The sequence below is a fragment of the Hoeflea algicola genome (genome assembly GCF_026619415.1).
GTDB lineage: Bacteria > Pseudomonadota > Alphaproteobacteria > Rhizobiales > Rhizobiaceae > Hoeflea > Hoeflea algicola.
This window is the reverse complement of the sequence record NZ_JAOVZR010000001.1, coordinates 2,382,599-2,407,095: the sequence shown is the minus strand read 5'-3', so window position 1 is coordinate 2,407,095 and position 24,497 is coordinate 2,382,599. Positions and strand designations below refer to the sequence as shown.

The 24,497-nt window shown below is 60.1% G+C and carries 19 protein-coding genes; 8 read left to right on the top strand and 11 right to left on the bottom strand.

The features are described 5' to 3' along the window. Window positions 1-65 precede the first annotated feature (65 nt). From OEG84_RS11840 to OEG84_RS11830, 3 genes are read left to right on the top strand one after another with little or no spacing between them, the layout of a single operon-like run. Window positions 66-1,217, top strand: a complete 1,152-nt coding sequence (locus tag OEG84_RS11840) for a Re/Si-specific NAD(P)(+) transhydrogenase subunit alpha (protein WP_267653949.1) — start codon at window positions 66-68, stop codon at window positions 1,215-1,217. After that, entirely contained in the window at window positions 1,217-1,636 is a 420-nt protein-coding gene (locus OEG84_RS11835; RefSeq protein WP_267656168.1) for an NAD(P) transhydrogenase subunit alpha part 2, read from the top strand. The genes OEG84_RS11840 and OEG84_RS11835 overlap by 1 nt, the downstream gene beginning before the upstream one ends. Before the next feature lie 9 nt (window positions 1,637-1,645). Then, window positions 1,646-3,043: an NAD(P)(+) transhydrogenase (Re/Si-specific) subunit beta gene (locus tag OEG84_RS11830; RefSeq protein ID WP_267653948.1), complete on the top strand. Its 1,398-nt coding sequence runs from the start codon at window positions 1,646-1,648 to the stop codon at window positions 3,041-3,043. A gap of 87 nt (window positions 3,044-3,130) precedes the next feature. Here OEG84_RS11830 and OEG84_RS11825 read toward each other — a convergent pair whose 3' ends face one another. From OEG84_RS11825 to rpsU, 3 genes are all read right to left on the bottom strand, one after another. Next, window positions 3,131-3,631 (bottom strand): DUF992 domain-containing protein, encoded by a 501-nt coding sequence (locus tag OEG84_RS11825; RefSeq protein WP_267653947.1) that lies wholly within the window; start codon window positions 3,629-3,631, stop codon window positions 3,131-3,133. Between the two features lie 125 nt (window positions 3,632-3,756). Next, complete coding sequence (locus OEG84_RS11820; protein WP_267653946.1) at window positions 3,757-4,551, bottom strand: tetratricopeptide repeat protein; 795 nt, start codon at window positions 4,549-4,551, stop codon at window positions 3,757-3,759. Between the two features lie 182 nt (window positions 4,552-4,733). Further along, the gene (gene rpsU, locus OEG84_RS11815) at window positions 4,734-4,970 is read right to left on the bottom strand and encodes a 30S ribosomal protein S21 (RefSeq protein WP_322987701.1); all 237 of its coding nucleotides are present in this window, start codon (window positions 4,968-4,970) and stop codon (window positions 4,734-4,736) included. 328 nt (window positions 4,971-5,298) lie between these two features. Here rpsU and OEG84_RS11810 point away from each other — a divergent pair, with 328 nt between their 5' ends. Genes OEG84_RS11810 through OEG84_RS11790 form a run of 5 tightly spaced genes read left to right on the top strand, consistent with a single transcriptional unit; the run spans window position 5,299 to window position 10,803 of the window. After that, window positions 5,299-6,552, top strand: coding sequence for a sarcosine oxidase subunit beta family protein (locus OEG84_RS11810; RefSeq protein ID WP_267653945.1), 1,254 nt, complete (start codon window positions 5,299-5,301; stop codon window positions 6,550-6,552). Beyond that, a complete protein-coding gene (locus OEG84_RS11805; protein ID WP_267653944.1) occupies window positions 6,521-6,919 on the top strand; it encodes a cupin domain-containing protein in 399 nt (132 codons plus the stop codon). Before OEG84_RS11810 ends, OEG84_RS11805 begins: the two co-directional genes overlap by 32 nt. A gap of 14 nt (window positions 6,920-6,933) precedes the next feature. Then, window positions 6,934-7,257, top strand: coding sequence for a sarcosine oxidase subunit delta (locus tag OEG84_RS11800; protein WP_267653943.1), 324 nt, complete (start codon window positions 6,934-6,936; stop codon window positions 7,255-7,257). After that, window positions 7,254-10,250: a sarcosine oxidase subunit alpha gene (locus tag OEG84_RS11795; RefSeq protein WP_267653942.1), complete on the top strand. Its 2,997-nt coding sequence runs from the start codon at window positions 7,254-7,256 to the stop codon at window positions 10,248-10,250. Before OEG84_RS11800 ends, OEG84_RS11795 begins: the two co-directional genes overlap by 4 nt. Next, on the top strand, window positions 10,243-10,803 hold the full coding sequence (locus tag OEG84_RS11790) for a sarcosine oxidase subunit gamma (RefSeq protein ID WP_267653941.1): 561 nt from the start codon (window positions 10,243-10,245) through the stop codon (window positions 10,801-10,803). The genes OEG84_RS11795 and OEG84_RS11790 overlap by 8 nt, the downstream gene beginning before the upstream one ends. 36 nt (window positions 10,804-10,839) lie before the next feature. Here OEG84_RS11790 and OEG84_RS11785 read toward each other — a convergent pair whose 3' ends face one another. From OEG84_RS11785 to OEG84_RS11750, 8 genes are all read right to left on the bottom strand, one after another. After that, window positions 10,840-11,328 (bottom strand): MaoC family dehydratase, encoded by a 489-nt coding sequence (locus OEG84_RS11785; protein ID WP_267653940.1) that lies wholly within the window; start codon window positions 11,326-11,328, stop codon window positions 10,840-10,842. Between the two features lie 66 nt (window positions 11,329-11,394). Next, complete coding sequence (glgX, locus tag OEG84_RS11780; RefSeq protein ID WP_267653939.1) at window positions 11,395-13,380, bottom strand: glycogen debranching protein GlgX; 1,986 nt, start codon at window positions 13,378-13,380, stop codon at window positions 11,395-11,397. Beyond that, window positions 13,380-15,011 (bottom strand): alpha-D-glucose phosphate-specific phosphoglucomutase, encoded by a 1,632-nt coding sequence (locus OEG84_RS11775; RefSeq protein WP_267656167.1) that lies wholly within the window; start codon window positions 15,009-15,011, stop codon window positions 13,380-13,382. The genes glgX and OEG84_RS11775 overlap by 1 nt, the downstream gene beginning before the upstream one ends. A gap of 2 nt (window positions 15,012-15,013) precedes the next feature. Further along, window positions 15,014-16,456: a glycogen synthase GlgA gene (gene glgA / locus OEG84_RS11770; protein ID WP_267653938.1), complete on the bottom strand. Its 1,443-nt coding sequence runs from the start codon at window positions 16,454-16,456 to the stop codon at window positions 15,014-15,016. Then, complete coding sequence (gene glgC, locus OEG84_RS11765) at window positions 16,453-17,724, bottom strand: glucose-1-phosphate adenylyltransferase (RefSeq protein WP_267653937.1); 1,272 nt, start codon at window positions 17,722-17,724, stop codon at window positions 16,453-16,455. The genes glgA and glgC overlap by 4 nt, the downstream gene beginning before the upstream one ends. A gap of 34 nt (window positions 17,725-17,758) precedes the next feature. Continuing rightward, window positions 17,759-19,966: a 1,4-alpha-glucan branching protein GlgB gene (glgB, locus tag OEG84_RS11760; RefSeq protein WP_267653936.1), complete on the bottom strand. Its 2,208-nt coding sequence runs from the start codon at window positions 19,964-19,966 to the stop codon at window positions 17,759-17,761. Then, window positions 19,963-22,434 carry a glycogen/starch/alpha-glucan phosphorylase gene (locus OEG84_RS11755; protein WP_267653935.1) on the bottom strand — a complete coding sequence of 824 codons (2,472 nt, stop codon included), beginning with the start codon at window positions 22,432-22,434 and terminating at the stop codon, window positions 19,963-19,965. The genes glgB and OEG84_RS11755 overlap by 4 nt, the downstream gene beginning before the upstream one ends. Before the next feature lie 227 nt (window positions 22,435-22,661). Beyond that, on the bottom strand, window positions 22,662-24,341 hold the full coding sequence (locus OEG84_RS11750) for a sulfatase-like hydrolase/transferase (RefSeq protein ID WP_267653934.1): 1,680 nt from the start codon (window positions 24,339-24,341) through the stop codon (window positions 22,662-22,664). Between the last annotated feature and the right edge of the window lie 156 nt (window positions 24,342-24,497).

Below are 24,497 nucleotides of genomic sequence, written 5' to 3'. Positions count from 1 at the left end.
GAGTTGGGCCGGACCTGATTCGTGCCCCGGCTCATCTCATTCGGAATGCCAGAGGAGAAGCTCTCATGGGCGCCATAGTATTTGTAGCCAAAGAGTCGACCTCGCTAGAAACGCGTGTCGCTGCTTCGCCGGATACGGTGAAAAAGATGACCGCGCTCGGGCTTGAGGTTATCGTACAAAAAGGCGCGGGCGAGAAATCCCGTATAACCGACGCAGATTTCGTCGCTGCCGGAGCCAAGAGTGGCACTGCAGCCGACGCCAAGAAGGCTGATGTCGTGCTTCGGGTTCGCCGTCCGTCAGAGGCGGAAATCAAGTCGCTCAAGAGCGGCGCGATCGTGTTGGCGCAGATGGATCCCTACGGCAATGAAAAGGCTCTGGCCGCCTTGGCCAAGGCAGGCGTGACCAGCTTCGCGATGGAATTGATGCCACGCATCACCCGAGCCCAATCAATGGATGTGTTGTCGTCGCAGGCGAACCTTGCCGGCTATCAGTCGGTGATCGAAGCTGCCTATGTATTCGACCGGGCGATGCCGATGATGATGACGGCAGCGGGCACCGTGCCTGCCGCCAAGGTATTCGTGATGGGGGCCGGTGTTGCCGGCTTGCAGGCGATTGCAACCGCGCGCCGTTTGGGCGCTGCGGTTTCGGCAACCGACGTGCGCCCGGCTGCCAAGGAGCAGGTAGCCTCGCTCGGTGCCAAGTTCGTCGCTGTCGAGGATGACGAGTTCAAGGCGGCTGAAACCTCTGGCGGTTATGCCAAGGAAATGTCGAAGGAATATCAGGCCAAGCAGGCGGCGCTGGTGGCCGATCATATTTCCAAGCAGGATATCGTGATCACCACGGCTTTGATCCCGGGCCGACCGGCGCCCAAGTTGATCTCGCGTGACATGCTCAAAAGCATGCGCCTGGGTTCGGTGGCCGTCGATCTGGCGGTTGAACGTGGTGGCAACATCGAAGGCGCCAAGCCCGGTGAAACCGTCGTCGTTGATGGTGTGACGGTGATCGGCAACCTCAATATGCCGGGGCAGATCGCGGCCAGCGCTTCGCTGCTTTACGCCAAGAACCTGCTGACGTTCCTCGACACGATGATTGACAAGGAAACGAAAGCCGTTTCTGTCAATCTGGAGGACGAACTTGTCAAGGCAACAGCGCTCACCCATGGCGGCGCGGTCATTCATCCCGCATTTGGCGGCGAAACCAGCAAGGGAGCAGCATGATGGCGGGTTCCGCACTTGATAGCGCGCTTGAAGCGCTCGAACAGGCGGTCTCTGCCGTTCGCGCAGCAGCCGAAAGCGCCGGTCCTGCCGGTGACGGCGTTGCCGCCGCGGTGCACGCGGCCAGCGGCGGGGCAATAGACCCGTTCGTTTTCCAGGTGGCGATTTTCGTATTGGCGATTTTCGTCGGCTATTATGTGGTCTGGTCGGTGACCCCGGCCTTGCACACGCCGTTGATGGCGGTGACCAACGCGATTTCTTCGGTGATCGTGGTTGGCGCGTTGCTGGCGGTTGGCGCCTCGTTGTCGGGATGGGCCACCGGGTTTGGGTTCGTTGCCCTGGTACTGGCTTCGGTCAATATTTTCGGCGGCTTCCTCGTCACCCAGCGAATGCTGGCCATGTACAAGAAAAAAGAGAAGTGAGGCCGGCTGATGTCTGAGAATTTTGCCGCATTCGCCTACCTCGTTTCAGGTGTTCTTTTCATCATGGCGCTTCGGGGCCTGTCGCATCCGACCACATCGCGCCAAGGCAACATGTACGGCATGGTTGGCATGGCGATCGCCATCGTCACCACGCTGTTGCTGGCACAGCCGTCGTTTAGCGGCTTCGTAATGATCATTGCGGGCCTCGCCATTGGTGGTGGTGCCGGCGCCTATATCGCACGCAAGATCGCCATGACCTCAATGCCGCAGCTGGTGGCAGGCTTCCACAGTCTGGTTGGCCTGGCTGCCGTTCTTGTGGCGGCCGCCGCGCTCTATTCGCCGCACGCCTTCGGTATTGGCGAAGTGGGCGAGATCCATGCACAGGCATTGATTGAAATGTCGCTGGGTGTGGCCATTGGCGCCATCACCTTTACCGGCTCGATCATTGCCTTTCTCAAGCTTGATGGGCGCATGTCGGGCAAGCCGATCATGCTGCCGATGCGTCACGTCATCAATGCTGGACTGCTGATTGGCATCGTCGTGCTGATCGGTGCGCTGGTGGCAACCGAAAGCTACACGGTGTTCTGGCTGGTCGTGGTTCTGGCGCTGATGCTTGGCGTTTTGCTGATCGTTCCGATCGGTGGCGCCGACATGCCGGTGGTGGTCTCGATGCTCAACTCCTATTCGGGCTGGGCAGCGGCTGGCATCGGCTTTACGCTTGGCAATCTGGCGCTGATCATCACCGGTGCGCTGGTGGGTTCTTCGGGCGCGATCCTGTCCTACATCATGTGCAAGGGCATGAACCGGTCCTTCATCTCGGTCATTCTGGGCGGCTTTGGCGGTGAAACCGCAGCGGCCGGCAGCGATGATATCGATCGCAGCGTCAAGCTTGGTTCCGCTGATGATGCAGCCTTCCTGATGGCCAATGCCTCCAAGGTGATCATCGTTCCGGGCTATGGCATGGCCGTGGCCCAGGCGCAGCACGCTACCCGCGAACTGGCCGACAAGCTCAAGGAGCAGGGCGTCGAGGTGAAATACGCGATTCACCCGGTGGCTGGCCGTATGCCTGGCCACATGAACGTGCTGCTGGCTGAAGCCAATGTGCCTTACGACGAGGTGTTCGAGCTTGAAGACATCAACTCGGAATTCGCACAGGCCGACGTGGCTTACGTGATTGGCGCCAACGATGTGACCAACCCGGCCGCGCGCGATGACAAGACCTCGCCGATCTACGGCATGCCGATCCTGGATGTCGACAAGGCACGCACCTGTCTGTTCGTCAAGCGGTCGCTGGGGTCGGGCTATGCCGGCATCGACAACACCTTGTTCTACAAGGATAGCACGATGATGCTGCTCGGCGATGCCAAGAAGATGACCGACGATATCGTCAAGGCAATCGAGAGCTGATAGCCGCCGTTCATTCTGGCGCATAAATGGAAGAAGCCCGGCGTGTTGAGCGCCGGGCTTCTTGTCGTTTGTGCAGGGGGGATGGTTTTAGTTTGCAGCCGAACGCAGCTGCAGTTCGGAAATGCCGACAGCGACGTTGACGCCTTCCTGTGCCTGAACACTGACCGGTTGCAGCGAGACTGTGGAATCGGAGCCGCCGACCAGAACATTCACGCCAGCGCCGGCCGCAACCGTGGCTTCGGCGGATACGCCGTTATAATCGCCTGCCAGAGAGCCAGGCTGATACTGGTAATCGGTCGTCGGGGCCAGAACCACCCACTCTATCAGGGTTGTGCCGGTGACGCCGATGTCGACGCCGAATTTGTTGATGACGCCGAAATAAGCTTCCTTGGCTTCATTTTCATTTGCCGGTGTGTATTCGCACGACAGATCCTTCGATGAACCGAAGACAAAGCCGGTGCCGCCTTCGACGACGCATTCCAGCAGACCCAGTTCGACGCTGTCGGCCTTTGCCGGGATCGCCGTTGCGCCAAGCGCAACAGTTGCTGCGATGATGGAGGCTGCGGTGATTGATGTCTTGTTGTTCATGGGGAACTCACTTTTCTGTTCGTTGGTTCGTCATGACAACGGCAAGCGTCTGCATTGGTTCCGTCGCCGGCAACCGATGCGTTCACACATTGTTTCAGGGATAATTGCCGAGCTATTACGGCTGCTTAGCGCACCCGCGCCAGACCATCGATTGCCGGCTTGTATTTGGGATCAAGCTGGGCGGCGCGGGCATAGGATTTGGAGGCCCGCTTTTTGTCGCCGCGACGTTCATAGATCAAGGCCTGATTGGCCCAGGATTCGGCGACCTGCTGATCAAGTTCGACAGCCCGGTTGAAATCTGCAAACGCGTTGACGTCATCATTGAGCGCGACATAGGAAATACCCCGGCCATTGTAGGGCTCGGGCGAATTGGGCGCCAGCGAGATGGATGCCGAAAAATCCTCGATCGCCTGCGCGTGCTGGCCACGCAACTGCTTGATCAGACCACGATTGTGGTAGGCACGCGGGTCGGTGGTCTCAAGGTTGATGGCCCGGTTGAAATCGCCCATGGCCTCGTCAACCCGGCCTGCCTGTCGGTAGAGATTGCCGCGGCCGATATAGGCCACGTCGTAGCGAGGATTGATTTGCAGCGCGCGGGTGTAGTCGTTGGCGGCCTTGACCGGATTGCCCATTGATCGGTGAATCAGGGCGCGGTTGGCATAAGCCTGGTAAAATGACGGGTTGAGCTGAATGGCGCGGTCAAAGTCATCAAGCGCATTACTGAATTGTCCGGAGCGACCGTAGGCTGCACCGCGGACATTGTATCCTTCGGGATTGCGCGGGTTGCGGCGGATCACTTCGGTGAGAGACGAGATGTTTTCGTTGGTGCCTTGAGCCCGGTCGATCTGGATTGCATCGATCGGGGACGAAGTAGCGCAGGCGGATAACGAGATCGCCATTGCCGACAATATTGCCAGCATCAGCGGCCTTGCGGCTGCCGTTTTCCTGTTATCTGTCTTGTTTGCCACTGTCAGACCCATAAACCTATGCCCCACACTGCTCACCGGGAACGGCCCGGTCCGCCACATTGAAAAAGGCGGAGACGAATACTCGTCCCCGCCTCACATGCATGCAAGCCCAAAGGGGCAAAAAAACGGCTAAATCAACGCGATGCCGGACGGCCACCGCCGATAAGACCTTCGCGCTGTGCGCGCTTGCGCGCCAGCTTGCGGACGCGACGAACAGCTTCGGCCTTCTCCCGTGCACGCTTCTGCGACGGCTTCTCATAGAAATCACGCATCTTCATTTCACGGAAAATGCCTTCGCGTTGCATTTTCTTTTTAAGAGCGCGGAGCGCCTGATCTACATTATTGTCGCGGACAAGTACCTGCACGTTGATCCCGTTCCTTCGAGTTTTTGGTTAGCTGAAGCAGCCTGTGTGAACAAACAATACCAGTTCGTTCGGCCAGAGGCTTTACGATTGATGCGGCAAATACCAGTTTCGAAAGCACAAGTCCAGTCCCAGCCTGCTTGACAAGTTGTGTGGCTGTGTATTTTTCATCCGGTAATGCCTATGCCGAACCTACCTGCGTGGCAGGCCTGTCGGTTTGGCAGTGCATGCTGCGACATTCATTGCCGCTCGGAAGTCGCAAAAGAACCGATGCGGGGCAAGCGAATTTGCTCTTGCTTAAATCACATACACCGTAACCATCCGGAGCCATAGAGAGATGCGCAAGTTTTCAGCTTTTGCCGTAGCCCGCGAGGCCATGCGTGGCCACAAGGGATGGCCGGCCCAATGGACCTCGCCAGAGCCGCGCAAGAGCTATGATGTCATCATTGTCGGTGCGGGAGGGCATGGTTTGGGAACCGCCTATTACCTGGCCAAGGAGCATGGCATCACCAATATTGCGGTGATCGAAAAAGGCTGGCTTGGTGGAGGCAATACTGGCCGTAACACCACCATCATCCGGTCCAACTATCTCTATGATGAGAGCGCCGGTCTTTACGATCATGCGCTCAAGTTGTGGGACGGTCTGTCGCAGGACCTCAATTACAATGTGATGTATTCGGCCCGCGGCGTGATGATGCTGTCCCACAATGTGCATGACACGCAGGTGTTCAAGCGCCACATCCACGCCAACCGACTCAACGGCATCGACAATGAATGGCTGACGCCGGAACAGGCCAAGGCGTTCTGCCCACCGCTCAACATTCTTCAGTCTGCACGCTACCCGGTGATGGGTGCAGCCCTGCAGCGCCGTGGCGGCACAGCCCGCCATGATGCGGTGGCATGGGGTTATGCCCGCGCCGCAGCCGCCATGGGCGTTCACATCATCCAGAATTGCGAAGTGACCGGGGTCCGCCGTCATGATGACGGGTCGGTATCCGGTGTTGATACCAGCCGCGGCTTCATCGGCGCCGGCAAGGTGGGCGTTGTTGCTGCCGGGCACACTTCGGTGATCATGGAGATGGCGGGCGTGCGGATGCCGCTCGAAAGCTATCCGTTGCAGGCACTGGTATCGGAACCGGTCAAGCCGATCTTTCCCTGCGTGGTGATGTCCAACACCGTGCATGCCTACATTTCGCAATCGGACAAGGGCGAACTGGTGATTGGCGCCGGCACCGACCAGTACACGTCGTATTCGCAGACCGGCGGGCTGCACATTCTCAGTCACACGCTCGATGCGATCTGCGAAATGTTTCCGATGTTCACCCGGATGAAAATGCTTCGCTCTTGGGGCGGCATTGTCGACGTGACGCCGGATCGATCGCCGATCCTGTCGAAAACCCCTATCAAGGGACTGTATGTCAATTGTGGCTGGGGCACCGGCGGGTTCAAGGCGACGCCGGGATCTGCCAATGTGTTTGCCCATACCATCGCCCGCGATGAGCCGCACAAGATCAATGCACCGTTCAATCTGGAACGTTTCCAGACCGGACGGCTGATTGATGAGGCGGCTGCGGCCGCCGTGGCGCACTAAGGCCGTCGGGATGAACCGCCAACCGATCAACTTGGGGGAAAAGCTCTCCACGTTCGATGCGCTCTGGACACCCACGATCGCCGCCGCCTTCAATGGTCATGACGTGATGGTGGTCAAGGCCAAGGGTGAATTCAACTGGCACGCGCACCCCGACACCGACGATCTGTTTCATGTGCTTTCGGGGCGGTTGACGATCCAGCTGCGCGATGGCGATGTGACGCTGGGGCCGGGCGAGATGTATGTCGTGCCGAAGGGCGTCGAGCACTGCCCGCGCGCGGATGAAGAAACGCATTTATTGATAATCGAACCGGCCGGAACACCCAATACCGGTGACCCCGAAACCGCCGCGATCAAGACCCAGATCTGACCAAGGACCAAGCAATGCTTCTGATCCATTGTCCCTACTGCCAGGAAGAACGGCCCGAGCTTGAATTTCGCAATGCCGGCGAGGCGCATGTCGAACGCCCCAGGAATATCGCCGAGATCAGCGATGACGAATTCGAGAAATTTTTCTTCATTCGTACCAATCCGAAGGGCGTGGCCTATGAGCGCTGGCGCCACATTCACGGCTGCGGGCGTTTTTTCAACGCGGTGCGCGATACCGTCAGCGACAAGTTTGTCACCACCTACAAGGCCGGTGAGCCACGCGTCGACGTGGCGCGCGATGCTGACGGGATTGTGCGGACAAAAGGAGCGGCACAATGAGCGGGGCAAACCGGATCAGCGGCAAGGGTCGGTTGACGCCTGCCAAGAGCCTGCGCTTTACTTTTGACGGCAAGGCTTTTTCGGCGGTTGAGGGGGATACGCTGGCTTCAGCGCTGATCGCCAATGGGGTGCATCTGACCGGACGGTCCTTCAAGTATCATCGGCCGCGCGGCATGCTCTCGGCCGGATCGGAAGAACCCAACGCGCTGATGGATGTGGGCCGTGATGCTGCCCGACGGACGCCGAATGTCCGGGCTACGGTCCAGGAGGTGTTTGACGGGCTTCAGGCGAAGTCGCAAAACCGCTGGCCGTCGCTTGCCTTCGATGTCGGTGGCATCAACGGTCTGGCGTCGCCATTTTTCGCAGCCGGGTTCTATTACAAGACCTTCATGTGGCCGAAAATGGCGTGGAAGAAGATCTACGAGCCGATCATCCGCGCGGCGGCGGGTCTTGGTGTTGCGCCCAGCGAGCCGGACCCCGATCACTATTCCAATCATTACGTCCATTGCGATGTGCTGGTGATTGGCGGTGGCGCTGCCGGGCTGTCTGCGGCGCTTGCGGCCGCCCATGCCGGCGCCGAGGTGATCCTGTGCGACGAGCAGGCGGAAACCGGTGGCGCGTTCCATCACGAGATTGATGCGGAAATCGACGGCCAGAACGGCTGGGACTGGGCGCGGGCGGTGACTGCGCAACTCGCCGGAATGGACAATGTCCGGGTTCTGACCCGAACTACTGCATTCGGTTATCAGGCGCAGAACCATGTGGGCCTGGTGGAACGGGTGACCGAGCACCTGGCCAATCCGGACCCGGCGCTGCCGCGTGAACGGTTGTGGCAGGTCCGCGCCAAACAGGTGGTGATCGCTACCGGCGCGATCGAGCGGCACATGGTGTTTGCCAACAATGACCGTCCCGGCATTCTACTGGCCTCGGCAGCGCGGATTTATCTCAATCATTTCGGCGTCGCCGTTGGCGCCAAGGTTGGGGTCTATACGGCTTGCGATTCGGCCTGGCATGCAGCGTTCGATTTCAAGCAAGCCGGGGTTTCGGTTCCGGCAATCGTCGACGTGCGCCCCGATCCTGATCCGGCGCTGCTGGCGCGAGCGCAGGCGCTGGGGATCGAGGTATTTTCCGGCCAGGCAGTGCTCGACACCTCGGGCGGACTGCGGGTCAAATCGATGAAGGTGGGTAAAGCTGCGGGTGGCGCCACACGCGATATCGCAATCGATGCGCTGATCATGTCTGCCGGCTGGACCCCATCGGTGCACATGTATTCGCAGTCGCGCGGCAAGGTGATCTGGGACGAGGCAACCGAACGCTTCCTGCCCGGGGCAGACGTGCAGGATTGCACAAGCGTCGGCGCCTGCAATGGCATTGATGAGCTTGGCCAGGCCATTGCCGGTGCTGCCGAGGCCGGCCATCAGGCCGCCAAGGCCGCCGGAGCCGGCGCCAAGCGTGCTTGGAAAGCACCAAAAGCGGCGGCCGGAACCTCGTGGGCCGGCAGCATGATGGGGTCGGCCGGTGGCGCCGGCGCGGACACCACCGTCAAGGCGTTTGTCGACTTTCAGAACGATGTCACCGCCAAGGACATCCGGTTGGCTGTGCGCGAAGGCATGCATTCGATCGAGCACGTCAAGCGCTTTACCACCACTGGCATGGCCACAGACCAGGGCAAGACCTCCAACATCCATGGGCTGGCGATTGCCGCCGAAATGCTCGACAAGCCGCTGCCGAAGGTGGGACTGACGACGTTCCGTTCGCCCTATACGCCGGTCACCTTCGGTGCGATCGTCAATCACTCGCGCGGGAAACTGTTCGATTCGGCCCGCCACACGCCGATGCACAATTGGGAAGCAGAACACGGGGCGGTGTTCGAGGATGTCGGACCGTGGAAACGGGCCTGGTATTATCCGCGCGGCGGCGAAGACATGCACCAGGCTGTCAATCGTGAATGCCGCACAGTGCGCGAAGTTGCCGGCATGTTCGATGCCACGACGTTGGGCAAGATCGAAGTTGTCGGCCCCGACGCTGCGCAATTCCTGAACCTGCTGTACACCAATGGATGGGACAAGCTGCAATCCGGTCGCTGCAAGTACGGCATCATGCTGCGCGAAGACGGCTTCATCTATGATGACGGCGTGGTTGGACGGCTGGCTGAAGATCGGTTCCATGTAACCACGACCACCGGCGGTGCGCCGCGGGTCATGCACCACATGGAAGATTACCTGCAGACCGAATTCCCGGATCTCAAGGTCTGGCTGACATCGACCACGGAGCAATGGGCAGTGATTGCGGTGCAGGGACCGAAGGCAAGGGAAATCGTTGCGCCACTGGTCGAGGGCATTGATCTGTCCAATGAGGCGATGCCGCATATGAGCGTGCGTGAGGGCAAGATCTGCGGTGTGCCGACTCGCCTGTTCCGGATGTCGTTTACCGGGGAAGCCGGCTACGAGGTCAACGTGCCTGCCGATTTTGGCGAGGCCGTGTGGAAGGCACTTTGGGCGCGGGCCGAACCTTTGGGCGCTTGCGCCTACGGCACCGAGACCATGCATGTGCTGCGCGCCGAGAAGGGCTACATCATCGTCGGACAGGATACCGACGGCACGGTGACGCCTGATGACGCCGGTTTGAACTGGGCGGTGGCGAAGAAAAAGCCGGACTTTGTCGGCATTCGCGGCATGAAGCGACCAGATCTGGTGTCTGCCGGGCGCAAGCAACTGGTCGGCGTCATGGCCAAGGATCCGAGTATCGTGCTGGAGGAAGGCGCGCAAATTGTCGCCGACCCGAACCAGGCCGTACCGATGACCATGATCGGGCATGTTACTTCCTCCTACTGGTCGGAAAACTGCGGCCGTTCGATCGCCATGGGGCTGGTTGCCGACGGACGAGCGCTCAAGGGCCAGACACTGTATGTGCCGATGCCCGAGCGGACGATTGAAGTGGAAATCACCGACACGGTGTTCTTTGACAAAGAGGGAGTGCGCCTGAATGGCTAAATCCGCTCAAGCTACCCGTAACGAGCCGCTTGCAGGGCGTATCAGCGGCTCAGCCGGCGTCGCGTTGACACCGGCGAAACCCGCCACCCGCATCTCATTGCGGGCCGATCCCGCCAAGGCCAAAGCGCTGTCGAAGGCGCTCGGCGTTGACCTGCCATTGTCACCGAAAACATCGGCCAACAATGGCAAGGGGCTCTGGGCGTTGTGGCTCGGCCCCGACGAATGGTTGATCATCGACGAGAGCGGTGGCGGCGATCCGCTGACGGCGCTGGCCAAGACAAAGGTGCTGCATTCGGCGGTGGATGTGTCGCATCGCAACACAGCGATCCTGGTCAGCGGCAAGGGCGCACGTGCTACGCTTGAGGGCGGGTGCCCGCAAAATCTCAGCGACCGGGTGTTCCCGGTAGGCGCCGCCACACGCACGGTGCTGGGCAAGATCGAGGTGGTGATTCTGCGAACCGGAGACACGGACTACCGGGTCGAGTTCTGGCGCTCCTTCTCGGATTACGCCTTCGGTTTCCTGTCGGAAACAGCCAAGGATTGCCTGGCTTAGGCAGGTCAGAGGGTTTGATGGCCCGTTCGAAAGGTTCTAGCCGCTGCGTTGCGGCACGTCCTTGGGATCGAACTGGATGACGGTGAGCCAGGTCGCGGTCATGGCGGGTTTCTTGCCGCCTTCGATCTCGACCGTTACCGCGTAGGTGGTCATCAACAGGCCGGGGCCGCGCATCCGTGCTTCCATGAGCACGAAGCGGCCCCGAATTCGCGCACCCTCCGGGACGGGGGCCATGAAACGCATTTTGTTGAAACCATAATTGATCCCGACATTCGGTTCGCGCAGCCGCGGTACGGAGTCCGTATGCATCGCCGAAAGCAGCGAGACAGTGAGAAAGCCATGGGCGATGGTGCCACCGAACGGGGTTTGCGCTGCACGCACCGGATCGACATGGATGAACTGGTGATCGTCGGTAGCATCGGCAAACTGATCGATGCGCGATTGCGGTATATCAATCCACTTGGATACACCAAGTTCGGAGCCGACCAGGTCTGTGATTTCTGAAATTGAAATTTCTCGGGCCACCGGGATCCTCCTTAAGGCAGCTAGTGGCGCGCGGTGCGTTTGGCATGATCCGGGCACCGGCTTGTTCTATGGGGTCGTGACGGTCTCATTCCAGGCCATAACCGTGCGGGCGGGAACGGTCTCGTCCCGGGTGAATTCGGGTATTGCGGGGCACCAGCAACCGGATGTCGCCGGAAGCTTTGGGCACAGGGCCCGCGCCCCGCGGTTGAACAGAACCAGCAGGCGGTTTCCCGCTGGCCCCAGCGCCATCATGAAAGCCTCGCACGCGGGGTCCTCCCACTCGGACGGCGTCATCGGCTCTCCCTCCGCAGTCAGCCAGGCAACCTGGTCCGGATCATCTGATCCGTCGGAAGCGGACAACAAACGGGTCCGTTCGAGCAAGGGTGATTCGGCCCTGAGTTTCGCCCAGGCGCGGGTGAAGGCCAAGCGCTGGTGATTGATATGGCCCCAATTGCGCCAAGTGATCGGGTTGTCCTGCGCATAGGCATTGTTGTTGCCGCCCTGGCTATGGCCAAATTCGTCGCCCGCAGTCAGCAGGATCGTACCGCGGCTGGCAAACAGGGTGGCAATCAGCGCCTGTGCGTCGGTTTCCCGCGCGGCGAGAATATCCGGATCATCGGTTAAGCCCTCGGTGCCGTTGTTCCAGGAATAATTGGCGTCATGGCCATCGCGGTTGGCTTCGCCATTGGCTTCGTTGTGCTTGGTTTCGTAGGCCACCAGATCGCCCAGCGGAAAGCCGTCATGGGCCGAGACGAAATTGACGCTGCGGGTTTTGACGGCATTGTCCCTGGCAAAGATGTCGGAGGATCCGGACAGCCGTGTTGCCAGTTGACCAGTCATGCCGGCGTCACCACGCCAGAAGCGGCGGATATCATCGCGGGCCCGGTCGTTCCATTCGAGCCAGGGCGGACCGAAATTGCCAAGCTGATATCCGCCGGGACCGATGTCCCAGGGTTCAGCGATCATGACCCGGTCATGCAGCACCGGATCATCGACAATCTGTTGCAGCAGACGCGCATTCGGCGAGAACCCGTCGGGGTCGCGACCGAGGATCGGAGCGAGGTCGAAGCGAAAGCCGTCGATACCGGCCTGGGTCACGAAATGGCGCATGGCGGCGAGCACCAGTTCCTGAACATCGGGTCGATCGCAGGCCAGCGTGTTGCCGCAGCCGGTATCGTTGACCAGCGATCCCGGATCTTCACGATGATGGCGGTAATAGGCAGCGTTGCCAAGGCCGCGCAATGACAGGGTCGGGCCGTCGGTATCGCTCTCACCGGTGTGATTGAAAACAACGTCGAGAAACACACTGATCCCGGCCTGATGCAGCGCGTAAACCGCATCGCGCAGGTCGGCAATGCCGCCAGGGGCCAGGCGTGGGTCCAACGCCAGCATGGTGACCGGGTTGTAACCCCAGGCATTGGTAAGCCCCAGTGGCGGCAGATGCCGCTCGTCAATCCATGCGGCGATCGGCATCAGTTCCACAGCCCCTATATGCAGGGAAGCAAGATGCTCGATGATAGCGGGATGGCAGAGGGCCCGCAGCGTGCCGCGGTCGGCTTCGGGAATGTCGGGGTGGAGCAGGGTAAACGCATGCACCGGCAGTTCGTAGATCAAGTCGCCCGATTGAAAATATGGCCTGGCTGGATTCAGCGCCGGTAGTATGTGTTCAACCACCGATTTCGGCACGAGCGCGGCCGTATCCTCGCCGAATGTGCCTAGGCGGGGATCGTAGGCAAAGGGTCGGTCGATCCGCACCGCATAGGGGTCGACGAGCAGCTTGCTGGCGTCAAACAGATGTCCCTGTTCGGGTGCCCAAGGGCCGTCGGCGCGAAAGCCGTAGCGCGCGCCTGCGCCGATGCCGGGGATAAAGCCGGTGAAATAATCGTCCGGGCCGTCAGTGAGATCCGCACGCTCGGTTTCCTGGTCGTCATCGTCAAACAGGCAGACACACACCGATGTCGCCCCTGGAGCACGCACGGCAAACCGCACGCCGTTTGCCGTCGGTTCCGCGCCAGGCCTTTTGGGCAGGTCCATTCCGTTGATGTCGTTCATCAGGTGATGACAGTCGGCGCTTCGCGTCCGGTCCGTTTGCGGATTTCGGCCAGCGTCTCGGCGGCTTCGATCACCGGGGCGAGGGCTGCCTGGGTTTCCTGGTCATGGCGGGACGGGTCGGGTTCATGACGTTCCATGTAGACCCGCAATGTTGCCCCTGAGGTCCCGGTGCCAGACAACCGGAACACCAGCCGCGAGCCGCCTTCGAAGAAGATCCGCAGGCCCTGATTGTGGCTGACCGAACCATCGACCGGATCGTGATAGGTGAAGCTGTCGGCGCGTTCGATGGTTAGCGATGCAACCTGCCTGCCGGCGAGGTCTGAAAGCCCGCTTTCGAGTGCCTGTATCAACTGGTTGGCGCGATCGATCTCGATCGCCTCGTAGTCATGGCGCGAATAATAGGTGCGTCCATAGCTGGCCCAGTGATCATGGACGATGTCGATCATGCTCTGCTTGCGGACGGCGAGAATGTTGAGCCACAGCAATACCGCCCAGAGCCCGTCCTTTTCGCGCACGTGATCGGAACCGGTGCCGGCGCTTTCCTCGCCGCAGATGGTGCATCGCCCGGCATCAAGCAGATTCCCGAAAAACTTCCAGCCGGTGGGCGTTTCGTGCATTTCGACGCCCAGCTTTTCGGCGACCCGGTCCGCGGCGCCGCTGGTCGGCATTGAACGGGCGATGCCCTTGAGGCCATCCTTGTAGCCCGGCGCCAGATGGGCGTTGGCGGCGAGCATTGCCAGCGAATCCGACGGGGTGACAAATACGCCTTTGCCGATGATCAGGTTGCGATCTCCATCGCCATCGGAAGCGGCGCCGAAATCGGGCGCATCGTCAGCCATCATCCAGTCGAACAGGGCCTTGGCGTGAACGAGGTTGGGGTCCGGGTGATGGCCGCCGAAATCTTCGAGCGGCGTTGCGTTGTAGATGAGTTCCGGATTGACGCCGAGGCGACGCACCAGAATCTCCTTCGCATAGGGGCCGGTGACCGCATGCATGGCGTCGAAGGTGACCTTGAAGCCACCGGCGATCATTGCCCGCATGGCGTCGAAATCAAACAAGGTCTCCATCAGGTCGGCGTAATCGGCGACCGGATCGATAACCTCGATGACCATGCCGCCGGCCTCGAATGTTCCTGTCTGATCGAGGTCGACATCATCGATTTCGGCGATCAGATAGCGGTCGATCTCCCCGGTCCGCGCGAAAATCGCGTCGGTGATCTTTTCCGGTGCAGGGCCGCCACTGGATGTGTTGTACTTGATGCCGAAATCCTCGGTCGGACCGCCGGGATTGTGACTGGCTGAGAGGATCAGGCCGCCGAAGGCACCTGATTTGCGGATCAGATGAGAGGCCGCAGGTGTCGACAGGATGCCGCCCTGCCCAACCAGCACCCGGCCAAAGCCGTTGGCCGCCGCCATCCGGATTGCGGTCTGGATGACGTGCCGGTTGTAATAGCGGCCATCGCCACCGATCACCAGTGTCTCGCCCTTGAAGCCATCAAGGCTGTCGAAAATCGACTGGATAAAGGCTTCGGTATAGCCCGGAGTCTGGAACACCGGAACCTTCTTGCGCAGCCCCGAGGTGCCGGGTTTCTGGTCGGGGAAGGGGCTGATTTTTACGGTCCGGATCATCAATTTCATCTCTGTATGGCAAGAAGTTCGCGGTAAAGCGTGGCGTAGCGGGTGGCGCTTCGGCCCCAGGAAACATCCGCCTTCATGCCCTGGTTTTGCAATCGTGCCCATACCTTGGGCTGGCCGAATGCGCGGATCGCCCGGCGGATGGCCTCGCGCAACGCATCCGGTGTTACCGGTGAAAACTGGAAACCGGTGGCGACACGGGCGGCGCTGGCTGCCTCGTTGGCGTCAATCACGGTGTCGGCGAGGCCGCCGGTGCGCGCCACAAGCGGAACGTTGCCGTAACGCAAGCCATAGAGCTGGGTCAGCCCGCATGGTTCGAACCGCGATGGCACCAGAATCACGTCACCACCAGCCTGCATCAGGTGCGACAGCGGCTCATCATAACCAATCTCCAGGCCGACATGGCCCGGATGACGGGCGGCGGCTGCAGTCAGCATTTCCTCGAGCGCCGCATCTCCGGACCCGAGCATCGCCAGCTTGCCGCCCATGGCGACAATGTCGTCGGTGATCTCGGCCAGCACATCGATGCCCTTCTGCCAGGTCAGGCGGCTGACGGCGGTGAAGACCGGGCCATCGGTATCGGCCAGTCCAAACCGCTCGGCAACGGCCTTGCGATTGGCCTGCCGCTTCTTCAGTTTCAAGGCAGCGTAATTGGCTTCGATCATTGGATCGGTTGCGGGATTCCAGATATCGGTGTCGATGCCGTTGACGATCCCGTGCAAATCCGCGGCGCGGGCGTTGATCAGGCCATCAAGCCCCATGCCGAATTCGGCCGTACGGATTTCCTGCGCATAGGTCGGGCTCACCGTGGTGATCGCCGAGGCCAGTTGCAGGCCACCCTTGAGGAAGCTGACGTCGCCGTAGTATTCGAGCCCCTCGACCGAGAAAGCCGATGCCGGCAAGCCAAGCTCGGAAAAGATTTCAGGGCCGAACTGGCCCTGAAAGGCGAGATTGTGAACCGTCATCACCGTGGGTGTGGCTGCGGCCCTGCTATGCTTGAGGTAGACCGGAACGAGCCCCGCCTGCCAGTCATGGGCATGGACCAGATCCGGTACCCAGCCGCCCACGCCGTTTTCGGCAATATCGGCGGCGGCCCGGCAAAGAGCGGCAAAGCGCCGCCAGTTATCCGGATGGTCAAGTCCCGTCGCATCCGCATAGGGCCCGCCGTCGCGATCGTAAAATGCCGGGGCGTCAAGCACCAGGCAATGCATCTCGTCGACCGTGCAGGCGAGCACCGAGGCAGTGGTGCCGAACAGGTCAGCGAACTCCATTACCGGGATCGGCTTGCGGATTTTCGCCATCACCGGTCTGTAGCCCGGCAACAGTACCCGCATGTCGATGCCATGGCCGGCAAGGGCCGCCGGAAGGGCGCCGACGACATCGGCTAGCCCTCCGGTCTTGATCAACGGGTAGACTTCGGATGCGACGGAAAGAATCTTCATTCGTAAATCAGCCCCGCGCGGTTGAGCATTTCCTGAGTGATCAGGCAGATACCCGATTCGGTGCGTGTAAAGCGGCTGGCGTCGAGCTCCTTATCTTCGCCAACGATCAGGCCTGCCGGAATCTTGACGCCGCGATCAAGCACCACTCGCGCCAGATGCGCGTCCCGACCGATCACGCATTCCGGCAATACCACCGCTTCATTGAGGGATGAATAGGACCGGCACAAAACGCCAGAGAAAAGCAGCGAGCGGTTCAGCTCGGCACCGGAGATGATGCAATCGCCCGAGACCAGCGATGACAACGCCATGCCGCGGCGGCCGTCTTCGTTATGCACAAATTTTGCCGGCGGGCGGATCTCTGCATAGGTCCAGATCGGCCAGGAGCGGTCGTAAAGATCGAGTTCCGGCAGGATGTCGGTGAGATCGATGTTGGCCTGCCAATAGGCATCAATGGTTCCAACATCACGCCAGTAGGCCTCGTGGCTGGGGGTTTCGCGGACACAGGAATCGGTAAACCGGTGCGCCACGGCTTTGCCGTTCTTGACGATATAGGGAATGATGTCCTTGCCGAAATCACGACTCGAACCGGGGGTTTCGGCATCGCGGCGTAATTCATCCATCAGGAAATCGGTGTTGAAGACATAGATGCCCATCGAGGCAAGCGCCATATCGGGCTTGTCGGGCATGGCCGGGGGGTCGGCGGGCTTTTCGACAAAGTCGATGATAGTGTCGCTGGCGTCGACATGCATGACGCCGAAGCCGGTGGCTTCCATGCGTGGCACTTCGAGGCAGCCAACGGTCACGTCGGCGCCGGAATTGACGTGCTGTTGCAGCATCAATTCATAGTCCATCTTGTAGATGTGGTCGCCCGCCAGAATGACCATGTATTTGGGCGCATAGCTTTCGATGATGTCGATATTCTGGAACACCGCGTCGGCGGTGCCGTCATACCATTGCGTTTCCGAAACGCGTTGGCTGGCGGGCAGAATGTCGAAGCTTTCATTGCGCTCTGGCCGCAGGAAGTTCCAGCCACGCTGCAGGTGGCGGATCAGCGAGTGGGCCTTGTATTGCGTGGCCACGCCGATACGCCGAATACCGGAATTGAGCGCGTTCGACAGGGCGAAATCGATGATCCGCGTCTTGCCGCCGAAATAGACCGCGGGTTTGGCGCGAACGTCGGTGAGTTCCTTGAGCCGACTGCCGCGGCCGCCCGCCAGTACATAGGCCATGGCGTCACGCGCCAGTGGCTGGACCCTTTTCTGCTCCATGTCTTCCTCCCGTTCGGTTTTCGCCGCGTCCGGTTCAGCCGGGCGTCAGCATCAATGTTGCCAATGGCGGCAGTGTCAGCTCGGCAACCGTGCGCCCATCCTCCAGACGCGTGGTCACTTCGCCCATGTTTCCCTTGCCGGAGCCGCCATAGATGGTGGCGTCGGAATTGAAGATCTCGCGCCAGGTTCCGCCTGCGGGCATCGGCACCAGGTAGCTTGTGTGAACGTTAGGTGTGAAATTCGAGATGACCACCACCGGCATTTCGCCGGGCGCGTGGCGGGCCCAGGCAAACACCGAATTGGCGCTGTCATCGGCGATCAGCCATTCAAAGCCTTCCGGCTCGCAATCGCGGGCGTGAAGCGCGGGTAGCCGGGCGTAAAGCTTGTTGAGATCGCGCACCAGGTTCTGCATGCCGTGATGGCGAGGGTCGTCGAGATGATCCCAGTCGAGTTGCCGGGCCTCGCTCCATTCGCCGCGCTGGGCAAATTCCTGGCCCATGAACAGCAGCTTCTTGCCAGGGTAGCCCCACATGAAGCCGTAATAGGCACGCAAATTGGCGAACTTCTGCCACTCGTCGCCGGGCATCTTGGTTAGCAGCGAGCCTTTGCCATGCACCACTTCGTCGTGGGAGAGCGGCAACACGAAATTCTCCGAAAAGGCATAGAGCAGGCCAAAGGTGAGGTCGTCATGATGGTGTTTGCGATGGATCGGATCGCGGCTCATGTAGGACAGGGTATCGTGCATGAAGCCCATGTTCCATTTGAACCCGAAGCCCAGCCCGCCCTCATGCACCGGCGCCGATACCTTGGGCCACGAAGTGGATTCCTCGGCAATGGTGACGATGCCGGGATGGGTGGCGTAGACCGCCTTGTTCATCTCGCGCAGGAAATTGACGGCTTCGAGATTTTCCCGGCCGCCATCCTTGTTGGGTATCCACTCGCCTTCCTTGCGGGAATAATCGAGATAGAGCATCGAGGCGACTGCATCGACCCGCAGGCCGTCGACATGATAGGCCTCGGCCCAGAACAGCGCGTTGTTGACCAGGAACGACACCACTTCCCGCCGGCCAAAATTGTAGATCGCCGTGTTCCAGTCCGGGTGAAAACCCTGACGTGGATCGGCGTGCTCGTAAAGCGCGGTGCCGTCGAAATTCGACAGGCCGTGGGCGTCAGTCGGAAAATGCGCAGGCACCCAGTCGAGAATGACGCCGACACCGACCTGATGGGCGCCATCGACAAGCCGGGCAAACCCCGCAGGCTCGCCAAAACGCGCTGATGGCGCATATAGCCCTGTGGTCTGATAGCCCCAAGACGGATCATAGGGGTGCTCGGAAACCGGCAGAAATTCGATATGGGTAAAGCCCATCTCCACACAATAGGGGATCAATTCGGCAGCCATCTGGTCCCAGGAGAAGAACGAGCCGTCATCGTGGCGGCGCCAGGAGCCGGGATGCACCTCGTATACCGACATCGGCTGACGGCGGGGATCAACCTTGCTCCAATGATCGCGGTGGGCCTGATCGCCCCATTCATGATCGAGGCCGGCAGCGACGATGGAAGCGGTAGCCGGACGAAACTCGGCGCGACGTGCATAGGGGTCGGCCTTGAGCGGCAGTTTCTGCCCGTCCGGCCCGATGATCTCGAACTTGTAGGCGGTGCCGGGTTTAACGTCGGGGGCAAAAATCTCCCAGATGCCAACATCGCTGCGCTTGCGCATGACATGGCGGCGCCCGTCCCAGTCGTTGAAATCGCCGACGACGGAGACGCGGCGGGCATTGGGCGCCCAGACGGCAAAATGCACGCCCTCCACGCCTTCATGCGTGATCGGATGCGCGCCGAGCTTGTCGAACAGCCGCAGATGCGAGCCCTCGGCGATGAAATAATCGTCCATCGGCCCCAGTACCGGCCCGAAGCTGTAGGGATCGCCGATCTGCCAGGCACCGGTCGCATTGGTGGCGGAATAGCGTAGCGGCTGGCGCTGCTTGAGGTTGACCCGGCCTTCGAACAGGCCTGCCACCGCACCTTGTTCAAGCTGACCGACGGGCTCGCCAACCAAGGTCAATACCTGGACCGCATCGGCACCGGGGATGAAGGCACGGGCAATCATGCCTTTCTGGTGATCTTGTAGTCCGAGAACAGAAAAAGGGTCCGCATGCGCTCCCGAAGCGATTGCTTCTGCCTCATCCACAGGCAGGCTGAAGCCCGTCTTGTCGGCGTCGCGCACGGTTCCCTTTTGTTTCATGGGCCGGCTTTCCAGATTTCTTTCGCATACTGGCGGATTGTGCGGTCTGATGAGAACCAGCCAACCCGCGCGGTATTGATGATAGTACGGCTATACCACGCCTCTTCGTCAACCCACAAAGCGTCAACCTGGCGCTGGGTCTTGGCGTAAGCGTCAAAATCGGCCGTGACCATGAACCAGTCATGGTCGTAAAGCCCGGCGACAAGATCGGTGAAACGGTCACGGTCGTCCTGGCTGAAAACGCCCGACGAAATAGCCGTCAGCGCTTGCGACAGTTCGCTTGACGCCTCGATGATGGCGCGGGGCTCATGGCCTTCGGCGCGGCGCGCGGCGACCTCGTCGGCGGTGAGCCCGAAGATGAAGATATTGTCCTCGCCCACACATTCGCGGATTTCGACGTTGGCGCCGTCAAGCGTACCGATGGTCAGCGCACCATTGAGGGCGAACTTCATGTTGCCGGTGCCCGAGGCTTCCATGCCTGCGGTCGAAATCTGCTCGGACAGATCCGCGGCCGGCACCATCACCTCGGCCAGCGAGACGTTGTAATTGGGGATGAAGGCGACCTTGAGCAGGCCGCGCACGGCGGGATCATTGTTGATCACCCGCGCCACGTCGTTGGCGAGTTTGATGATGAGCTTGGCATTGTGATAGCTCGGCGCCGCCTTGCCGGCGAAGAATTTCACACGCGGGACCCAGTCGAGTTCGGGGTGCGAGCGGATCTGGTCGTACAGCGCCACGGTCTCGATGATGTTGAGCAATTGCCGCTTGTATTCGTGAATTCGCTTGATCTGGATGTCGAACATCGCCGACGGATCGAGTTTGATACCCATCCGGCGAGCGACAAGATTTGACAGTTGCGCCTTGTTTTCGCGCTTGATGGCGGCAAAGCGGGCGCGGAATTCGGAATCGCCGGCAAAGGCATCGAGCGCGGAGAGCGCTTCGGCATCGTCCATGAACTCGTCGCCGATGGCCTCGCGGATGAGCGAGAACAGGCCGGGATTGCACTGCATCAGCCAGCGCCGCGGGGTGATGCCGTTGGTTTTGTTGTTGATGCGCTCCGGGTAGAGCCCGTGCAGATCGGAAAATACGGTCTGTTTCATCAGATCTGTGTGTAGCGCCGATACGCCGTTGATCGAATGCGAACCGACAAAGGCCAGATTGCCCATACGGACACGACGTTCGCCGCCTTCATCGATCAGCGAGACCGAGCGGGCCTGTTCATCGCCATAGCCGCGCACCTTGCGGGCGTGACGTAAAACGGTGGCGTTGATGGCGTAAACCAGTTGCATGTGACGGGGCAGCAGCCGTTCAAACAAGGGCACCGGCCAGCTTTCCAGCGCTTCGGGAAGCAGCGTGTGGTTGGTGTAGCTGAAGGTTTTGCGGGTGATGTCCCAGGCGGGGTCGAATTCCATACCGTGAACATCGATCAACAACCGCATCAATTCGGCTACCGAAACCGCTGGATGGGTGTCGTTGAGCTGGATCGCGACCTTGTCGGGCAGCGAACTCAGATCGTCATATTGCTGCAGGTGACGGCGCAGAATGTCCTGAAGCGAGGCGGAAGAGAAGAAATATTCCTGCCTGAGCCGCAATTCCTGGCCCGCCGGGGTCTGGTCAGCGGGGTAAAGCACGCGGGTGAGCGCCTCGGCCTTGTTACTGTCACGCAGGGCGCCGATGTGATCACCGGCGTTGAAGGCGTCGAGCAGTATCGGATCGATTGGCTGTGCGGTCCACAGCCTGAGCGTGTTGACACGCTTGGCCCGCCATCCGACCACAGGTGTGTCATAGGCAGCCGCGATCACGCGCTCCAGTGGTTTCCAGACGCAGCGCTGGGTCCCGGTGGTGCCGTCATCAACGCTGTCCACGGTGCCGCCGAAACCGATTTCGTAAGCGCACTCGTGACGTTGAAACTCCCACGGATTGCCGTGGGCCAGCCAGTTTTCCGGCAGTTCGACCTGCCAGCCATCGCTCATTTGCTGACGGAACAGGCCATGGACATACCGGATGCCGTAGCCATAGGCGGGAACATCGACCGTGGCCATGGATTCCATGAAGCAGGCCGCAAGTCTCCCCAGTCCGCCATTGCCGAGGGCCGCGTCGGGTTCCAGGGCGGCGACTGCGTCAAAATCCACGCCAAGCGCTTGCAGCGCTTCGCTGACCTCGTCGAGCATTTCGAGATTGGACACTGCGTCGCGGGTCAGCCTGCCGATCAGGAATTCCAGCGAAAGATAATAGACCCGCTTGCCGCCGCTCTCATAGGTTTGCCTTGTCGACGCCATCCACCGGTCGATCACCCTGTCGCGGATCACCAGGATGGTAGCAGTCATCCAGTCATGCGGTTTGGCGACCTTGGCGTCCTTGCCGATCGAATAGGTGAGCCGTTCGATGATCTCGGCTGCCAGCGCTGCCGGGTCGGCGCTGCGTGGGCTGGGCGAGGGAAGATCGGCGAGGGCAGATTTGGTGATCATCAATGGTTTCCAGATCATCGGTTGTCGGCTCCAAACGTGCGCAATGCGCGCCATCGCGCCAAGCGAGGAAACCAGCAATGAACGATTTCATCATCAATATCCAGCATTTAAATCCATTAGATTGGCCATTTTATGCGATTCCGTCACAAACGTTGTGAATTCAGACAGTGTTAGACAGGTGCGAAATTGTGCACCTGTGCTTGAAAATTCACATGAATTTCCCGGCGTTACTCGACCACAAGATACCCCGAGGCGATGCGTCGATTCAGATGCTGATCGACCGCAGTTCGGTCGGGGCAATAGAACAGTCGACCCTCACAGCGGTCCCTGAGCGCACCAAGATTGGCGTACATGGGTGATTCTTCCAGGCCTGCGGCTTCCAGCAGTGAGACGCCAAGATAACCGATATCCAGATTGGCGAACTGGAAGGGGCGCATGTCGACATCCACACCGTAGCCATGGACCGTGAAAAACGACTGGTAGGCCGAAGAGGTCAGGTTATCGATGGCAAAATCCGGGAACTGCTGGGTGATGACGTCGCGCGTTGCGAATGACTGGTGGTCACCGAATTCGAGAACGATGGAGGGGTGCCGCTTGCTGTCGGCCTCGGTCTGGCCGAGAAACCAGCGGAAATCCTGTTGTGCCTGGTCAACCCGCCGGATGTACTCGTCCAGTTCGGCGTTGCCGGTTTCGATATCGTCGGCTGGGGAGGAGGCGGCCAGCTGGGCAGAGTAGGGCGAATGCGCAAACATGGTCTGGACCTGGAGAAACAGCGGCCTGCCGTCGGTCTTGCGATGCTCCTCGATAAATGCCCGGGCGGCCTCGTAATAGAACCTGTCATGGTGGGCATATTCGCTGGCGCCAATGCGATCAAAGTCGAGGACTTCGTCAACGCCGATCGATTTCAGAAACGGGCCTTCATTGACGAAGGTGAACTTCATCGGCATCAGCACGGCCGTCCGGTAACCGCAGCGCTTGAGTTCTGTGGCGAGCGAATAATTGATCCGGCCCTCCATCGCCGTTGTCAGATACGGCGCCTGCCAGCCGAAATCGAGGCTGGACAGCCCGGTCAGAAACGAGAAATTGGAGATCCAGGTTCCACCACCAAAGGTTTCGACCCGTAGTCCGTGGGAGTTGCCGTCGGCGGATTTGAACTGCTTTGAAAAATGCTGGTCAATTCCGAACTCGTTCAGCCGGCTGAGGTCGCTCTGGCTTTCGCTGAGAACCACAAAAAGATCCGGCTTTGGCCCCGTTGCTCCGCAGGCCTCAGGTGCAGCAAAGGGTTCGGCAGCCGGCATTTTGGCAAATTTTTCGCCGATGCCGCGACCGAGAGCGGCGTCCTTGATGTCGAGGAACGAGACAAAAAAGGCAGAGGCGTTGAAACCGCCGAGATAATGGAAATATCGCGGTTCGTCGGCCTTGAGCGGATAACTCACCGGGATCAGCGCGAAGGTGGCCGCCATCAACCCGGCTCGCCATGGCGCCGTTATCCGGCTCTTGCGATCCCAGATGAAGACCAGCGCGAGCGCCAGTACTGCGCACAGCATCAACCCGGCAAACGGGACGATGTAAATGGTGAATTCATCGAGCAGAAAGGCAAACGCCTTGGGGTCGGTTCCGGTGAAGATCACATCGTAGGCATGAAGATCAAAACCCTTGGTGCGATATTTGAGCACCGAGGCGACGGAAATCAGTGTCGTGAGCGTAAGCGCTGTGTAGATTGAGAAATAGGCCTTGCGGCTGAGCAGGAAGATCACGGTCGCCATGCCCAGGACAGAAAGTATGACGAACGGCATGTGGTTGATTGCCCGTTCGAGCAAATAGAGAAACGCCGTGCATATTACCAGGGCAGCAACCGCGGCCACGGGATTGAGGATCAGTCTTTTGGTTATTGCTATCAGCTTCATGCCGGGCGCTCCTATGGAGGACGCTTAGAAAATGCACTGTTCCTGCTGGTAAGCAAACGCAATGAAAAGTTAACCCTAACGGCCGCGCAGGAGCTCAAATCAGGAGCCTGAGCCCTATATTGTGCACGGAGCCACCCGCCTCCTGGTGCGCAAGGT

Excerpts from the sequence above, each read along its gene's own strand:
- OEG84_RS11750 (WP_267653934.1), bottom strand. The coding sequence starts at position 24,341 with ATGAAGCTGATAGCAATAACCAAAAGACTGATCCTCAATCCCGTGGCC.
- glgC (WP_267653937.1), bottom strand. The coding sequence starts at position 17,724 with ATGGAGCAGAAAAGGGTCCAGCCACTGGCGCGTGACGCCATGGCCTAT.
- OEG84_RS11800 (WP_267653943.1), top strand. The coding sequence starts at position 6,934 with ATGCTTCTGATCCATTGTCCCTACTGCCAGGAAGAACGGCCCGAGCTT.
- OEG84_RS11810 (WP_267653945.1), top strand. The coding sequence starts at position 5,299 with ATGCGCAAGTTTTCAGCTTTTGCCGTAGCCCGCGAGGCCATGCGTGGC.
- glgB (WP_267653936.1), bottom strand. The coding sequence starts at position 19,966 with ATGAAACAAAAGGGAACCGTGCGCGACGCCGACAAGACGGGCTTCAGC.
- OEG84_RS11840 (WP_267653949.1), top strand. The coding sequence starts at position 66 with ATGGGCGCCATAGTATTTGTAGCCAAAGAGTCGACCTCGCTAGAAACG.
- OEG84_RS11790 (WP_267653941.1), top strand. The coding sequence starts at position 10,243 with ATGGCTAAATCCGCTCAAGCTACCCGTAACGAGCCGCTTGCAGGGCGT.
- OEG84_RS11825 (WP_267653947.1), bottom strand. The coding sequence starts at position 3,631 with ATGAACAACAAGACATCAATCACCGCAGCCTCCATCATCGCAGCAACT.
- OEG84_RS11755 (WP_267653935.1), bottom strand. The coding sequence starts at position 22,434 with ATGATCACCAAATCTGCCCTCGCCGATCTTCCCTCGCCCAGCCCACGC.
- OEG84_RS11830 (WP_267653948.1), top strand. The coding sequence starts at position 1,646 with ATGTCTGAGAATTTTGCCGCATTCGCCTACCTCGTTTCAGGTGTTCTT.
- glgX (WP_267653939.1), bottom strand. The coding sequence starts at position 13,380 with ATGAACGACATCAACGGAATGGACCTGCCCAAAAGGCCTGGCGCGGAA.
- OEG84_RS11820 (WP_267653946.1), bottom strand. The coding sequence starts at position 4,551 with ATGCTGGCAATATTGTCGGCAATGGCGATCTCGTTATCCGCCTGCGCT.
- OEG84_RS11805 (WP_267653944.1), top strand. The coding sequence starts at position 6,521 with ATGAGGCGGCTGCGGCCGCCGTGGCGCACTAAGGCCGTCGGGATGAAC.
- glgA (WP_267653938.1), bottom strand. The coding sequence starts at position 16,456 with ATGAAGATTCTTTCCGTCGCATCCGAAGTCTACCCGTTGATCAAGACC.
- OEG84_RS11795 (WP_267653942.1), top strand. The coding sequence starts at position 7,254 with ATGAGCGGGGCAAACCGGATCAGCGGCAAGGGTCGGTTGACGCCTGCC.
- OEG84_RS11835 (WP_267656168.1), top strand. The coding sequence starts at position 1,217 with ATGGCGGGTTCCGCACTTGATAGCGCGCTTGAAGCGCTCGAACAGGCG.